This window comes from Legionella sp. 39-23 (genome assembly GCF_001897665.1).
GTDB lineage: Bacteria > Pseudomonadota > Gammaproteobacteria > Legionellales > Legionellaceae > Legionella > Legionella steelei.
This window is the reverse complement of the sequence record NZ_MKTO01000030.1, coordinates 14,859-28,433: the sequence shown is the minus strand read 5'-3', so window position 1 is coordinate 28,433 and position 13,575 is coordinate 14,859. Positions and strand designations below refer to the sequence as shown.

The window sequence follows — 13,575 nt, the reverse complement described above, 5'->3', positions numbered from 1 at the left end:
AAAATCGTTTAAGAAACATGATGCAATGGTTTTGTCCCCTTAAGCACTCAGTCCTTAATATAGTGTGGCATTTTTGCTAAACTAAGAATGTTTATTCAAAGGATTAAGGCATGTTGAAAAAGCTAAAAAGTGTTTCTTATCACACCTCGCCAGCCACTTTATTCGTGTTTGCGTGTATTTTTACATTCACGCTTATTTATGCGGTTAAAACAAATTTTCTGATAATTGATGCAGATATATTCTGGCATACTGCCAGTGGTCGCTGGATTGTTGAACACGGTCAGCTGCCAGCAAATGATCCTTTTTTATCTATTGCCGCCTCAGTAACCAATGATCGCACTTGGGTTTGTCATTTTTGGCTCACCGATGTTTTATTTTTTTACACTCAATCTTATTTTAATTGGATAGGTATTACGGTATTGACCTGCTTTTGTTTTGCCTTAGCTATGATGATTTTAATGCGTTATTTAGAACGCTATCTCAGGACTTCCGCGGCCTTACTTTTAACCCTTTTTAGTATGGGAATCCTCATAACGCATTTAATTGCCCGACCGCATATTATTATTTTGCCATTGTTGGTCATCTGGGTGGGGGAATGTGTCAAAGCACGCGATGAACAGAGGGCTCCTCCTTTTTGGCTCTTGGTGATTTATTTTTTTTGGATTAATTTGCATGGGATTGAGGGGATTCCTGGATTTGTCATTGCAATGGCTTTTGCTTTTGAGGCATTTATTGATGCAAAAAGCACAAAGCAACAACTCAAGGTTATAAAAACATGGGGGCTATTCTTAATATTAGCGCTACTCGTTTCTCTATTTTTATCCCCAGTAGGTGTTGCGACCTGGCAGTACTTTATTGCATTTTTTAAGTTCTCCCACATGCAATTTATTGCCGAATTTAATCCACCTGTGCTTGCTAATTTATTCATACTGGAAATTTGGTTGGCAGTGATTTTATTTATTGCTTTATCGAAGAAACTTTATGTGCCACTTTATCGTTTACTCATGCTTTTAGGCATCTTATTTTTAACGATAAATAGTTATTATGTGGTGAATTATTTTGCTATTTTATCAGCATTTTTACTGGCGCCCCCCTTACAGCAAGCCTTTGCACCGCGCTTGGATCCAACACCGAACAAAACGACGCACCCTGCTCTATTTTGGGTCATGATGCTGGCGATAACCTTATATACACTAGCCTTCAGCGGCTGGATAGTGAAACATCATGCGACCTTACCTGACAATTTGTCTACAGCCCCTTATAAAGCCATTAACTTTGCTAAAACCGCACAGCTCACAGGTCCGTTATTTAATGAAGAGGTGTTTAACGGGTATTTGGCACTTGCAGGTTTTCAGCCTTTTATTGACGATAAAGTGGAGCTTTATAATCAAGATTTTGCTAAGGCATATTTCTGTGCTACCACCCATGGCGGTATATTTTTAACTAATTTATTACAGCGTTATCAAATAAATTGGGTCATTTTAAGTCCATATACTGCCGCAGCAGTGACTACGTTAGAAACAGATAAAAATTGGAAATTACTCTACGCAGATAAATTAGCAGTAATTTTTCAACGGATAACACCTTACCCTGACTCACCGCCAATGAAGAGTATTGCCAGGTGTAAACTGTCGGATTAGAAAATTTATTGTTCAAGGATTCAATGTGGGGAGCGTTAGATATGGGGAGTAGTTTGAAGGAACAAGAAAATGCACGCGAGTTAAATTATAAACAAAAATTTAATGTTGACGCGGCCAGTGGGTTAATTGTTGGTGTCGCTACTTCAGGGATTTTTAATCCATGGGATCGCGCTTTATATTTATCTGTGAAATACAATCGTCCGTTTCTTACAGCTGCAAACTTTAAATCCCCATATCAAGGATTCTCGCAAGCTCTAGTACAACGCACTTTTCTTGGCGGCATTTACTATGTGGCTCAGGGGCAGCTTAACACGTATCTATTTCCTTACCTCCATAATCAGTTAGGTTTTAGCCAAACACTGTCTCAATTTTATGTAGGTATGGCTGCAGGAAGTATTGGTGGGGCCTTAACTAATAGTATTTCTGCCATTAAATACCACACATGGGGAAAAGAGGGCGCTTCTTTTCGTTCCAGTGCTCATGAGATGTGGACTCAGGGAGGCATTCAAACTTTTGTAAAAGGTACTACAGCGACAATGACACGTGATATGGCCTTTGGCAGTACGTATGAAATGTTACGAAGTCTGATGAGGACTAAGGCCGAAAAAACAGAGAGCAAAAAACTCAGCGCCAATCAATCATTTATTTATAATGCGGGCGCAGCGGCAGTGGCTACTGTTGTATCAAGCCCATTTAATTATGTTCGCAACATGCACTATGCAACGCCGCCAGACCGCAAACCAGCATCAGCGTATGAGGTGTTAACCCATTTATGGAATGAATCAAAAAATCCGGGGCAGTCTTTCGTAAGTCGATTGAGTTTTTTCCAACAAAAACTCAGATTTGGTTGGGGTACTGCAAGAGTTGCAGTTGGAATGGCCGTTGGTCAAAAACTATTTGATTGGACTCGCGACCAGCTGAGCCACGCATCATCAGATGCAACAGAGAATACTTTGAAAAAATAATGGGCTATAACAAATTAAAAGGAGTTAAAGTGATATTTTTTACAATGGCAGGGAAAAAACACACCCTTCAATTTAAGAGGCTCTCTGAGTTCACTGAAGATAAAGATGAGTATATAAAGCTCACGGCATCATGGGCAAAAACCGCATGGGGATATCTGCATCTGGACGATAAAAAATATTATCTAAGGGAGGTTAAGGAAAAACAAAACGAGATTTATGTTGCAACCTTTTATGGACTACCAGTTGCTATGTTTGGTTTATTTGAAAGAAGGCTCGATCCTTTTCGTGATGAGGATGATAATACGCTTGCTCCCAGCAATACCGAATTAAAAGCCGTTTACTTTGATTATGTTTTTGTGGAAGAGAAGGTAAGAGGTTTAGGTTTTGCACGCCAACTTTTGGATAAAGCAAAAGCTTTGGCGATTGAATTGGGCGCTGATTTAATTTATCTCGAGACTTTGAATCCTAAGCTAAATAATATGTATAAAAAACTCGATGCAAAGGTTATTTGTGAGGGACAATATATTGAAAACCCCACAGACGTATTAAGCATCAACATCAAAAAACCAGACGCCCAGGTTGTTTGTGAAGCGCTTGAGTTTGAACGTCGCCCACGGATGTATTAAATCTCAGATTATCCCCTCCCGATATATTTCATATAGGGGATAGCTCTGCCTCTTTTTTTGAGGTAGAGAAGCATCTGATTGTTGAGAATAGAAGATAAATAATCTCTCAATAAGTTGTTTAAAAAAACAAATTGCCTTGTTTTGCTATAATATGACTAACTAATTCATATTATTGGAGAGCTAAGATGCGAACTAAACTCACATCAGGGCTAAGTATGTTTGCTCCCCGGTCCTCTTTGCTATCTATGGAACCGTTTTTTAAACTGGATTCAAACATGTGGGGATTCGCATCGCATAGAAAAACGACTTTTGCAAGAGGGCCTTATATGCCCATATCTTTTGGTGGAACTCAATTAACACGAGATAATGCGCTTCCCAAATTAAGCACACTGACAAGAAGTCAATGTTATGCAAGAACAATGGATACTAGTGAGTTTGCACATAGCGCTCGGCTTGGAAGCTCAACTCAAGTACCTTCCGGATTGTGTGGTGCGTCTCAATTGGTAAAGTATCAGCGGGATGGAAGTGTGGATGCCAGAAGAACAGAAAGTGCTTTTACGGCACACCACAAGCAAACTGGCAAAGAATATCAAGGTGCTGCGTTATCCTTCTCGCATCAATGGTCAATTTATCATGTTTGTTCTATTGTTTCTGGAAAATCAAGCATCGTTTTGGTTGATCCAACAGGGCTTCCTGATGATCATATGCATGTCCAGGGAACTGGGACAGAAGAAGGAGGCGGATATGATCCATCTGGTGACCGTGACACGTATTCTTTTGAGCATGAGGTAACACTACAAGATGTGCCGGCGATACTTATTCCCGGAAGACTTCACCGGCAAGCTACGAAGGTGGTCTATTCGACTAACCCATTTTTTATTGATCTACAAAATAAATCATTACCAGAAGAAGTACGATCCTTAGCGCTCAAAGCGGTTCAAGATTATGCCATAGCCAATGCCATACGCAGAACAGGCAAACCCGTACCAGGACGTCCAGTTGTCACCATAGATGAAGCGATTCAATCTCAAGTACAAGCAATAGATAGAAATTTTGAGGCAATGATTGAGATACTGGGTATGGGCCCCCAAGTGCAGAATATGTATTACACCATGCTTTGTGATTTGCGGGGAAGAGACAGAGTAGCTCCTTCCCATTATACACATATTGAAGTTGAGGAACCAGAACAAGCGCCAACTGAAAGCTCAGTTAAAATAGAAGAGATTACTGATGAGGAAGCAATAAAATTAGAAGGAGAAGAGGTTCAGGACGATGTAACTGCACCAAAAAGTAAATCACCCTAATGCTGGGCGATACTTAAAAACGTACAAGTATCAATAGCATATAGTTCAATTTTGATAGTTAATTTGCTAAATTGAGTAAATTTTATTAAAATAGACTTCGCTCATTACTTAGCAAATTTTAATTCAAAAGAGTATATATCTATGATGCTGAAGCTTATGCGACCATTTACAGTGAAAAGCCCTCTTTTTTTTCAGTCTTCATCTTTCTCGAGTCAAGCTGCTACTAACCCTGCATTTCGTGTGCGACTAATGGAAAAAGGTGGCGATAGAATTGGTGTAATCACCTCCAAAGAAAATGATGTTGAAAAATTATCAAAATTAAAAGAAGAGTTGGCTGCGAAAGATTATGAAGTGTACTCAGTAAGACCAGATGAAATTATGGTGGTACAAAGTAAAGCTAAATTCCTAAAAGACATCAATGATTCTGCAAAAGCGATTGAGAATAATGCCTCTAAGTTAACGCCTTAGTGCTTCAACTAAGGGCTTAATAGCGATTGAATTTTGGCTCAAGTTTTCTAATTGTATTGCTCAATATAAATTGATCTTAGAAAAAGCTGCAGGTACTATGCGTTCATTATGCTAAAATGAGAGTCTATTATGTTTTTTAAATACCCGAATCCTGATATTTCACCTCAAGAATTACAGCGAGTCGTTCGAAACTTACAGACACAACGTGAGTTGATCGAACGCCAATTGAAAGATGGCTCTATATCGCAACAGACTGCACAGGATGAAATGAAGCGTTTGTCAACACTTATAAGTGCTTATAACAATAATACACTGTCAGTATTAGACGCCCAGCAACCCAATTACACACCACAGTAACCGCACTGTATCTCAGATGTAGCCTGATTGCTTGCAACCAGGCTACATTTTGTTCCATTTTGTTGTCGCGCGTGTTGGCATTAAACGTACGATCAATCGATTACACACTATAGTAAGATCAGTTCAATAGACCCTATAATACAAGAAGATGGCTTTAATATTGAGGGACATATGCCCAAGGCAGGGATGGATCATTTTGTACTGAATGTAGCAAATATTGATAGGATACTGGCATTTTATGAGAATGTTTTGGGATTGCATCCCGAACGAGTAGAGGAATTTCGTGCTGGCAAAATATCGTTTCCATCAGTCCGTATTAACGCGGATACGATCATTGATCTTTTTCCCAAAGAAATATCGACACACCAGGATGATGAACAGTCGAATCATTTAAATCATTTTTGTCTTTCCTTTGATAAAAATGAATGGGATAAGGTATATCAAAGAATTAAATCTCATAATATCTCAATTGAAGAAGGTCCAGTAGAACGTTGGGGTGCGCATGGACAAGGCATTTCGATTTATATTTTAGACCCAGAACATAATAAAATTGAACTACGCTATTACCCATAGCAAGGGGCCTGACTTGCTAAATTGTAGCCTGGTTGCAGCCAAGCGGAACCCGGGGGAGTGAAGCCTGATTTTTTATCTGTAACCCGGGTTACGGTTTTTGCCTCATCCAGACTACTTTCGCTTTTACTCATTTTAATTACCCCAATAGTGCATTGATATAGGTTAATTATGGAAGAACGTTTGGTTTGTTTTTTGATCTTATTGTATAATAAAGTTCTAATTCATAAACACCGTGATCAATACGGTATTAAAAATTTTAAATTACGAGCAGAATAAGAAGACACTTTATGGAAAAAATTACCTGGCTAAATGAGTGAGTTTATTAATGCGATTATTTCCTAAAAAAGAACAAAGTAAAGCCCTAGTGAGATTTGTCTTTTTAGCCGGACTATTTGGCATAGCCATCCTGTTTTTTGAGTCTCTATCTTTGCATGATGCCAAAGACAAATCAGATGGTATCTTATTCGCTATTTCAATATATGTTTTTTTACTCGCCTTTTTTGCAGGAAAGCCCGTTGAGCGTTTACGATCCTTGTGTACTATTTTGTTTGGCTTAGTCTTAATGTGTTTTTCTATTTTCTTTCAGGTCTTTTATTTCAGAAGTATTTCGATGACGCATATGCTCTTTACGTTTATCTGTCTTGGATGTATGTGGGGTTTGGGACGTACTTTGTCCGTCATTGTTACATGCTTTTGATGCAACACGATTAAGCTCTTAGTTCTTTAGCAGGCGTACGTTGGGATAAGGGAATATGTGTACATAAGTTGAACATTATTGTATAATAATGCTAATAGCTTTTTATCGATGTATTATGATTACGCGTAAACTTGCCCACTACATGTATGCAGAAGCCTCTCTCACTACAGGCCTGGATAATATTTTAGATACTACCCTGGCAAATATCTATGTCAAAGATAAAAAAGGATGCTATTTAGACTGTAATCATAACATGTTACATGTTAACAAGATGCAAGATATGAAGGGAAAAATGGATTATGACTTGTTATGGAAAGAACAAGCTCCTCTCCTTATGAAAAATGATGCAGAGATAATACAACAGAATAAAGCGAAAACGTTTCTTGAGACAGTTCAGCTGGATGGTTCGATTCAGCATTATCTTAGTCGTAAGGCACCGTTATACACTCGACAAGGAAAAATCATTGGTGTCGTTGGAATATCCTTTTTGATTGATGGGGATACCCCTTTGTTTTCGACAATGCATGAGACGGCTCTAGTTGCTAAGCCTAACGCGAATGTTCACTTTAATCCATCCCTCTTACCTGAGCAAAATGCCAATGGTCAACTGACAACGAAACAAGTTAAATGCTTGTACTATTTGGTTAAAGGGATGACAATAAAGCAAATTGGTCAAAAATTAAATTTATCCCCCAGAACAGTTGAAGACCATCTTAATGCAGCTAAAAATAAACTTAACTGTTATAACCGGGCGGAGTTAATTGCAGCAGCATTGCAACTGCCGATTATTAGAAATCAATTGTAATAAGGCTCACTCTTGATTGTGGACAAAGATTTGATTCTGCCTCAATGAGTTGGCGCCGTAACTCGGGTTTCGCTACGCTGCACACAGGCTACAGTTGTTCATATAGCTGAGTGGCTGCAAAATGTGCTCGAGAGATTTAAATCGACCAACTGAGTTGGGTTGCCTCATACTTTGGAAGTGGGTCTCTAACTCTTCCTTCTTTTATGTATACCTTTTTCTGCTCATCTGTCCTGAAAAATAAAATATTATCATGATAGGGCTTTACTGTTGAGCGATGAGCAATACTAATAATTGTTGTTTTTGGGAGACGTTTTTTAATGAGTTCGTAGACTAGCGCTTCTATATCTTCATCTAAGGACGCTGTCGCTTCGTCTAAAAACACCCAGTCTGGTTTTCTTAATAAGACGCGAGCAAAGGCAATTCGTTGTTGTTCTCCTAGAGATTTAAAGCCAATTTTTTCATCCAATTTATTAGCTAGTGCCCCCAGGTTAACTGCTTTTAGTGCATTAATTAACTCTTCATCCGGATAAGGGCAATATGAGTCGGGATAAGCGAGCACATTCCTTAATGTATCATCAGGAAGAGTTGGTTTCTGAGGTAAAAAATAAATAGATTTCCTGCTGTTAGGAATAAAAATTTCACCCTCACCAGATTGCCAAGTACCTGCTATAGCTTTAAATAGACTGCTTTTTCCTGTTCCTGAAGGGGCTTGAATTAGAGTATGTACACCGGCAGTGAATTTTAAAGTAAGTCCTTTCATAAGTAGTTCATTACTGCTATGGAGTGCAAGATCTAAGTCTCGCACCTCAAGATTTTTACTTTGCTTATCTATAATATGAATAATTTTTTGTGTTGACTCACCGGCATTCTTTTTATTTAAAATGGTTTGCAATTCATTAACGCGATCCAGGCTTGTTCTAAATTTATTAATTGTCTCAAAGGATTGAATAAACCAATTGAGTGAACGTGCCACCATGGAGAAGTAATAACCAACAGAATAAAAAACATCCAAGCTGATGAGATCGGCCATATATAAAGGAATTGAAATCATGAACGGAACAATTGCTTGAACAATACTATTAAACACATTAAACGTTTTGACTTTATTTTCAACGGATAGCCTGTTTATGGTTTTTGCGTTTAAGGAGTCTACTTCATTTTCAAGTCGATTTTTGTAATACGTCTCCGCTTGTTCAATGGCAATTTCTTCAGAGTGTTCCTTAAGTTGGTGTAGTGTCCCTCGCAAATTGGACTGCGCTTTAGTCTCATCGTTGGTCAGTTTATTCAAACGATTGGTTATATAGTAACCAATTAGAGAGGATACACTACCTATCAAGAGGGCGGTGAGAATTAAGTAGCCTGGTCCTAAAAACATGAACGATATGGAGCTTCCAGCTATCCCTAAGAGTACAATGTACATTGTAAGATTAGAAAAATTATCGATAAATCCTAAAGTTAGCTCTAAGGAGGACTCAACAATTTTATCGATATCTTCTTGAATGCGTTGTTCTGGATTATCAAGATCTTTGTAAATTCTGGAAATTTCTAGATAATTCGTTTTGTTTTTTAAGTACTGATTGATTATTTTCTTTGTTAACCACGACCGCCAATCAACATATAACTCATTTTTAAATAGGTTCGCCAAATAAGTCAATCCAGCCATTCCTCCTGCAATCAAAAGACCTGCCCCTATCCCTATTGCAAACAGTGCTAAATCCTTCGCCATAAACGCCGCAAAAATATAGGGAAAGCACCACCATCCCATAACAAAACCCAAAGCAGATACAGCTAAGACACAAAGCACACTTCCAGAAAGCAACCAATAGGCTAACTGCTTGTCTTCTGAGTTTTTAAAATAATCAAACAACAATTTGATGCTACGTTTGAAATAAGAGGGTTTGGAAGGCGACTTATTGGGCATAGTGCGTAACTGTTAAATAAAAACGCAATATAACATAGCCTTTATTTTGTTCAATAGGATTGTGATTCACGAGTAGGCCGGGCCTTGACCCGACAATTTACAATAATTTAAGGAAAGAGCTTATCTGTAGGCTGGCCGTTCGCAACCAGGATTTTCAGTGTTCCCAAATTAAACTCCAACTGCAAGCAGCCAGGTCACGCGGTGCCAGGCTTTAGGGAAAAGATGCGCCCTGTGTCTTACCATGTTGGGTCGAAGTGTCATAATTTGTATCCCAAGTATTATGTCTCTTCACGATACCTTGAGCTGTATTTTCAATGTTCGCTTGCAGCATCTCGCACGAAGACATGGGCGGGATTTGTAATAAGGCCTCTTCTATTTCAGCGGCCACCTCCTTACCATTGTTTCCGTGCCCCTCTTCATGTTTGCTCAAATTACTAAGGTAAGTCTCCCACTTTAATTGGGACTCAGCACTTCCGTGCTCTTTGTCTTCCCATTCAGGTAGAATGGTCACAATATTAGCGCTGACCTTTACTTCAGTAAGATAACAAGGATTTTTCGTAGCATTATCATAATGCCATCTATAGTTCCAATTGATATGCCAAGATGTTTTTGCATCGTAATGTTTATCGGTAGAAACAGGTCCTAACTCATTAAGATGGTTGCGCAATTCTTGTTCAGTAGCTCCGCTTACTTTATAGAAAGTCTGGGTCGTATAGATGGCAGGGGTAGCAAAGATTTTGGTAGTAAAAACTGTAAGAGGAAGTAAAACAAAGGCAAGTTTCTTCATTATTTGTTTACCTTATAATCGAATGAGCAACCTTGATAAGCCAAGGTTTAACCTACAAAAAGAGCGAATTAATTGGAGTCAAATTGTTCGCTTAATGTGCAATTATAAATGATTTTCCTTAAAATATTATTAACCAAAATAAACCAATTGAGCGAGAAGTATTTTGCGATACAGTTCTGGAAAGTCAGATAATATTTTAATTTGAAGGGATTTTAACCGCAGCCTGGTGGCTCGCAACCAGGCTACACTTAATAAATCTCATTCTTAGAAACCAACGAAACCTTTCAAAAGAGAAGCTTGTAAGTCGGTAACTTCATAATCTAAATTTTCTATACTATAGAGTGTCTTAGCTGAAATCTGATGCATGTTAAGTGATGGAGTGGAAAGAAATGTTTGGGCTTTTCTAAAATCGTCGTCTTCGACAATTCTAAATTTTAATGTTGGTTCAAGCGCGCATACTTTAGACAATTCTGCTTTAGTGATTGAACCAACTAAAATATGCCAAACTCCCGAACAGTTTGTATACGGTAAATTATCGCCATTCCGATTATAGCCCAACCAAGACTTAAACTTTAAATCATCTCTTCCAAGACGTGTTTTAAATAAACTAAATCCAGGATTGTCTTCATAAGAAATTAAAATATGCATTGATACGCCCAAAAATATTCATTTAAAAATTAATTATATCTGAGAATATTTAATAAAAACATCAGGTTATATAGAAGTCGCTAATAAAATTTTATCAATGAGGGGCGGCCAAATCAATTTAAATGCAATTGATAATCATTCTCATTGACATTTGGTTTTTGTAATGTAATGCTGTCCTTTAGTTACATGTTAAAAATTGAATAAGGATTATTATGTTTGATAAAACTAGCGCAGGCTCACAGTTATACGATATATCATTAAGGTTCTGCATCAAATGTCTAAAAAAATTCTGTCCCCAAACAGAGCAAATAAACTCTGATACGGTGAGGTTTTTTGTGCCCACTCTCGATGCATTATTTAGAAATCATTTCGCTTATATCGAGTTACCTAGAAAAATGGTTGATGTCATTTATCATATTGAAGATCATTCCAGTGTGGACTTGTCAGAAATTGCTAAGGTATTGCATGTTGAGTTAGGGGATTTGCCATCCTATGAACGCGAGGAAGAGATAAAGTCATTTTACTCCTATTCAACGGAGAGTCATTTTCATTTTATTAATTAGCTTAAAGTTTAATTCACTTTAGCGTGCAATATAGCAAGAGACTCTTAACAATCTTTTTTAATCATAGTCTTACTTCTAGATTAGCGTTTATATGGGACTATATTGCTACATTTAAGTAAAGATGAAAATTAACGCCTTTAAGTAAGAAACACCATAGTAAGGTTAAAGACTAAGAAAAAATAAGCGCTTGTGTTTGAGATAGATATACTTTATCTATCTCAAATAAGTCATTTTCTGAAAATGATGACTAAACGTTCAGCTATAGTTCAAACTATAGCTATTTATATAGTGGTAAAAATAGTATGGCTATCACAGATATTAATCACATTACGCTTGCATGCACTGATATTAATCGCTCTTTCTTATTTTACAAGGATATTCTAGGATTTAAGCCGCTCGTAAAATGGGATCAAGGAGCATATTTTCTCATCGGAGATTTTTGGTTCTGTCTCAATGTTGATTTAGCAAGGAAACCACAACCTTGTTACACTCATTATGCATTTAGTGTAAGCATGAAAGATTTTCAATTTATAGCTAAAAAAATTACTGAATCAGGAGCATCTATATTCAAGGACAACATTTCGTCAGGTGAATCACTCTATTTTCTTGATCCAGACGGACATAAACTCGAGATTCATGTGGGTAACTATCAAACCAGGATCACCGCTAAAAAAATCGATATTGGCAATTGGAAGAATGTAGAGTGGTTTGTATGATCAAAATTGATTTTTTAAAAAAGTATCCACACCTCATACCAGAACTTGCGAATATTTGGCATGAAGTTTTAGGTAAAATTTGGATGCCAGAGATTGGGATTGACGAAATTGAATCGTTGTATCACGAAGAACTGCATCGAGATATCCCATTTACTTACATTGCACTATACGGTGAGACTCCTGTAGGCTCATGTACACTGGAATTAAATGGAGGAATTCGCCCTGATTTAGGACCTTGGATTGGTGATTTGGTGGTTGCTCCTAAATTTCAAAAACAGGGGATCGGTAAAATGCTGGTTGATGTTATAGTTGAGAAAGCAAAAAAGTTGGGTTTTGAAAAACTTTATTTGTTTGCTTTTGATCCAACCATACCAGAATATTATGAGCGACTTGGATGGAAAAAAATTGGCATGGATGAATTTAACGCTCATCCAGTAACAGTAATGGCAGTGAGTTTATGAAAAAAAACTCTAAGCATTATGTTCATTGCACATAAAATAATTAACATTTAAGTTAGGTAACAGTTGGTTCGAAAAAAATGGCTCCTCTATATTCCAAAATAGAATTGAGGCACCTAAGTATTCTTTTGCAAAAGAATAGAAATCATAAAAAGTATAAAAATCACCTGTACTGGGATTTTTATAAGTATAATCAGGTTCTTGGATAGCTAGAGCCGTTAAGATGTTACCTTTATATTGATGAAAAAAAGGATAGCTATTCTTCATCTGTGAATTTTTATAAGGTACAACATCTGGGCCACCTAAACCAATGTGGTGCTTCCTGGCAAAAGTAAATAAGCTACTCATGTAATGATGATCATTATTCCATTCTCCTGGAAAAAAATTGACATATTGAATCACCTGACTTTTCTTAAACGCTTTTTTTAAATAACGAATATTCTTAATGACTGAGTAAAAATATTTATCAGATGTGAAGTCTTTAGGCATATGGTTAGGATCGAAATCAGCTGATGTTTCTGGTAGGTTGATACCGTAAATTTTTCCATCAAATTGAGATGCTAATTTTCGTATTAATAATTGAAAACGACCTCTTACGGCAGGATCCCATGTTCGTGCAACCCATCCTGTCGTAATAGGTTTGCCTTCGCCTGGAAAATCATACTGCATTTCCACTCCACCATGATATACACTCTCTTGACGAATATAGTCAGGAACATTAACTACGTCTGGAGTAAAGGAGCGGTCTTGTATTTGGATAAAAAGCTTTTTATGTTCTTTATTAAGAAACTTTAAATCTTTCTCAATTTTGGAAAAATCATAGAAGCCTTTTTTAGGTTCTAATTGCTTCCAAGAATAAATTATTTGTAATCCATTGATGCAATTATTTTTGAGCATATGTTCATATGAACTTGCCTCGTCTCCCCCTAAAAACAAAAATAGCTGCGGTAATCTACCTTGCGCTAAAATAGTGCCACTAGACAATGATAAAAGCCAAACAAGTAATATCTTTTTCATTTTCATTAAATTGTACTGCCTTAAATCAAA

General features: G+C 37.3%; 17 protein-coding genes. 12 read left to right on the top strand and 5 right to left on the bottom strand.

Annotated elements, in window-relative coordinates; genetic code table 11:
* Positions 1 to 110 precede the first annotated feature (110 nt).
* The 7 genes from BGO44_RS11280 (at position 111) to BGO44_RS11250 (ending at position 5,933) form a co-directional block, all read left to right on the top strand.
* A complete protein-coding gene (locus BGO44_RS11280; RefSeq protein WP_273200390.1) occupies positions 111 to 1,640 on the top strand; it encodes a hypothetical protein in 1,530 nt (509 codons plus the stop codon).
* 23 nt (positions 1,641 to 1,663) lie between these two features.
* On the top strand, positions 1,664 to 2,605 hold the full coding sequence (locus BGO44_RS11275) for a hypothetical protein (RefSeq protein WP_237760422.1): 942 nt from the start codon (positions 1,664 to 1,666) through the stop codon (positions 2,603 to 2,605).
* On the top strand, positions 2,605 to 3,231 hold the full coding sequence (locus BGO44_RS11270) for a GNAT family N-acetyltransferase (RefSeq protein ID WP_273200388.1): 627 nt from the start codon (positions 2,605 to 2,607) through the stop codon (positions 3,229 to 3,231). The genes BGO44_RS11275 and BGO44_RS11270 overlap by 1 nt, the downstream gene beginning before the upstream one ends.
* Positions 3,232 to 3,416: 185 nt before the next feature.
* Complete coding sequence (locus BGO44_RS11265; protein ID WP_273200386.1) at positions 3,417 to 4,535, top strand: hypothetical protein; 1,119 nt, start codon at positions 3,417 to 3,419, stop codon at positions 4,533 to 4,535.
* 141 nt (positions 4,536 to 4,676) lie between these two features.
* Positions 4,677 to 5,003 (top strand): hypothetical protein, encoded by a 327-nt coding sequence (locus BGO44_RS11260; RefSeq protein WP_058509868.1) that lies wholly within the window; start codon positions 4,677 to 4,679, stop codon positions 5,001 to 5,003.
* 129 nt (positions 5,004 to 5,132) lie between these two features.
* A complete protein-coding gene (locus BGO44_RS11255) occupies positions 5,133 to 5,360 on the top strand; it encodes a hypothetical protein (RefSeq protein WP_273200383.1) in 228 nt (75 codons plus the stop codon).
* 171 nt (positions 5,361 to 5,531) lie between these two features.
* Positions 5,532 to 5,933 (top strand): VOC family protein, encoded by a 402-nt coding sequence (locus BGO44_RS11250; RefSeq protein ID WP_058509870.1) that lies wholly within the window; start codon positions 5,532 to 5,534, stop codon positions 5,931 to 5,933.
* Here BGO44_RS11250 and BGO44_RS11245 read toward each other — a convergent pair.
* The gene (locus BGO44_RS11245) at positions 5,924 to 6,064 is read right to left on the bottom strand and encodes a hypothetical protein (RefSeq protein WP_273200380.1); all 141 of its coding nucleotides are present in this window, start codon (positions 6,062 to 6,064) and stop codon (positions 5,924 to 5,926) included. The two genes, BGO44_RS11250 and BGO44_RS11245, sit on opposite strands and share 10 nt — an antisense overlap.
* Before the next feature lie 194 nt (positions 6,065 to 6,258).
* Between BGO44_RS11245 and BGO44_RS11240 the strand changes: the two genes are divergently transcribed.
* The gene (locus tag BGO44_RS11240; RefSeq protein ID WP_058509871.1) at positions 6,259 to 6,630 is read left to right on the top strand and encodes a hypothetical protein; all 372 of its coding nucleotides are present in this window, start codon (positions 6,259 to 6,261) and stop codon (positions 6,628 to 6,630) included.
* Between the two features lie 115 nt (positions 6,631 to 6,745).
* Positions 6,746 to 7,435: a helix-turn-helix transcriptional regulator gene (locus BGO44_RS11235; protein WP_058511646.1), complete on the top strand. Its 690-nt coding sequence runs from the start codon at positions 6,746 to 6,748 to the stop codon at positions 7,433 to 7,435.
* 136 nt (positions 7,436 to 7,571) lie between these two features.
* Here BGO44_RS11235 and BGO44_RS11230 read toward each other — a convergent pair whose 3' ends face one another.
* The 3 genes from BGO44_RS11230 to BGO44_RS11220 all read right to left on the bottom strand — a co-directional run bounded on the left by BGO44_RS11230 (position 7,572) and on the right by BGO44_RS11220 (position 10,791).
* Positions 7,572 to 9,356 (bottom strand): ABC transporter ATP-binding protein/permease, encoded by a 1,785-nt coding sequence (locus tag BGO44_RS11230; protein ID WP_273200378.1) that lies wholly within the window; start codon positions 9,354 to 9,356, stop codon positions 7,572 to 7,574.
* Between the two features lie 211 nt (positions 9,357 to 9,567).
* A complete protein-coding gene (locus BGO44_RS11225; protein ID WP_237760423.1) occupies positions 9,568 to 10,143 on the bottom strand; it encodes a DUF922 domain-containing Zn-dependent protease in 576 nt (191 codons plus the stop codon).
* Between the two features lie 264 nt (positions 10,144 to 10,407).
* Positions 10,408 to 10,791: a hypothetical protein gene (locus tag BGO44_RS11220; RefSeq protein WP_058509874.1), complete on the bottom strand. Its 384-nt coding sequence runs from the start codon at positions 10,789 to 10,791 to the stop codon at positions 10,408 to 10,410.
* Positions 10,792 to 11,126: 335 nt separating this feature from the next.
* Here BGO44_RS11220 and BGO44_RS11215 point away from each other — a divergent pair, with 335 nt between their 5' ends.
* The 3 genes from BGO44_RS11215 to BGO44_RS11205 all read left to right on the top strand — a co-directional run bounded on the left by BGO44_RS11215 (position 11,127) and on the right by BGO44_RS11205 (position 12,531).
* On the top strand, positions 11,127 to 11,354 hold the full coding sequence (locus tag BGO44_RS11215) for a hypothetical protein (RefSeq protein ID WP_237760424.1): 228 nt from the start codon (positions 11,127 to 11,129) through the stop codon (positions 11,352 to 11,354).
* A 302-nt stretch (positions 11,355 to 11,656) separates the two neighbouring features.
* Positions 11,657 to 12,070 carry a VOC family protein gene (locus BGO44_RS11210; protein WP_058509876.1) on the top strand — a complete coding sequence of 138 codons (414 nt, stop codon included), beginning with the start codon at positions 11,657 to 11,659 and terminating at the stop codon, positions 12,068 to 12,070.
* Positions 12,067 to 12,531, top strand: coding sequence for a GNAT family N-acetyltransferase (locus BGO44_RS11205; protein ID WP_273200374.1), 465 nt, complete (start codon positions 12,067 to 12,069; stop codon positions 12,529 to 12,531). Before BGO44_RS11210 ends, BGO44_RS11205 begins: the two co-directional genes overlap by 4 nt.
* Positions 12,532 to 12,540: 9 nt before the next feature.
* On the opposite strand, the gene BGO44_RS11200 is transcribed toward BGO44_RS11205, so the two are convergent.
* Entirely contained in the window at positions 12,541 to 13,551 is a 1,011-nt protein-coding gene (locus tag BGO44_RS11200; RefSeq protein WP_273200372.1) for a hypothetical protein, read from the bottom strand.
* Between the last annotated feature and the right edge of the window lie 24 nt (positions 13,552 to 13,575).

Excerpts from the sequence above, each read along its gene's own strand:
- BGO44_RS11245 (WP_273200380.1), bottom strand. The coding sequence starts at position 6,064 with ATGAGTAAAAGCGAAAGTAGTCTGGATGAGGCAAAAACCGTAACCCGG.
- BGO44_RS11205 (WP_273200374.1), top strand. The coding sequence starts at position 12,067 with ATGATCAAAATTGATTTTTTAAAAAAGTATCCACACCTCATACCAGAA.
- BGO44_RS11210 (WP_058509876.1), top strand. The coding sequence starts at position 11,657 with ATGGCTATCACAGATATTAATCACATTACGCTTGCATGCACTGATATT.
- BGO44_RS11230 (WP_273200378.1), bottom strand. The coding sequence starts at position 9,356 with ATGCCCAATAAGTCGCCTTCCAAACCCTCTTATTTCAAACGTAGCATC.
- BGO44_RS11260 (WP_058509868.1), top strand. The coding sequence starts at position 4,677 with ATGATGCTGAAGCTTATGCGACCATTTACAGTGAAAAGCCCTCTTTTT.
- BGO44_RS11250 (WP_058509870.1), top strand. The coding sequence starts at position 5,532 with ATGCCCAAGGCAGGGATGGATCATTTTGTACTGAATGTAGCAAATATT.
- BGO44_RS11270 (WP_273200388.1), top strand. The coding sequence starts at position 2,605 with ATGGGCTATAACAAATTAAAAGGAGTTAAAGTGATATTTTTTACAATG.
- BGO44_RS11240 (WP_058509871.1), top strand. The coding sequence starts at position 6,259 with ATGCGATTATTTCCTAAAAAAGAACAAAGTAAAGCCCTAGTGAGATTT.
- BGO44_RS11265 (WP_273200386.1), top strand. The coding sequence starts at position 3,417 with ATGCGAACTAAACTCACATCAGGGCTAAGTATGTTTGCTCCCCGGTCC.
- BGO44_RS11275 (WP_237760422.1), top strand. The coding sequence starts at position 1,664 with ATGTGGGGAGCGTTAGATATGGGGAGTAGTTTGAAGGAACAAGAAAAT.
- BGO44_RS11255 (WP_273200383.1), top strand. The coding sequence starts at position 5,133 with ATGTTTTTTAAATACCCGAATCCTGATATTTCACCTCAAGAATTACAG.
- BGO44_RS11280 (WP_273200390.1), top strand. The coding sequence starts at position 111 with ATGTTGAAAAAGCTAAAAAGTGTTTCTTATCACACCTCGCCAGCCACT.
- BGO44_RS11225 (WP_237760423.1), bottom strand. The coding sequence starts at position 10,143 with ATGAAGAAACTTGCCTTTGTTTTACTTCCTCTTACAGTTTTTACTACC.
- BGO44_RS11220 (WP_058509874.1), bottom strand. The coding sequence starts at position 10,791 with ATGCATATTTTAATTTCTTATGAAGACAATCCTGGATTTAGTTTATTT.
- BGO44_RS11200 (WP_273200372.1), bottom strand. The coding sequence starts at position 13,551 with ATGAAAATGAAAAAGATATTACTTGTTTGGCTTTTATCATTGTCTAGT.
- BGO44_RS11235 (WP_058511646.1), top strand. The coding sequence starts at position 6,746 with ATGATTACGCGTAAACTTGCCCACTACATGTATGCAGAAGCCTCTCTC.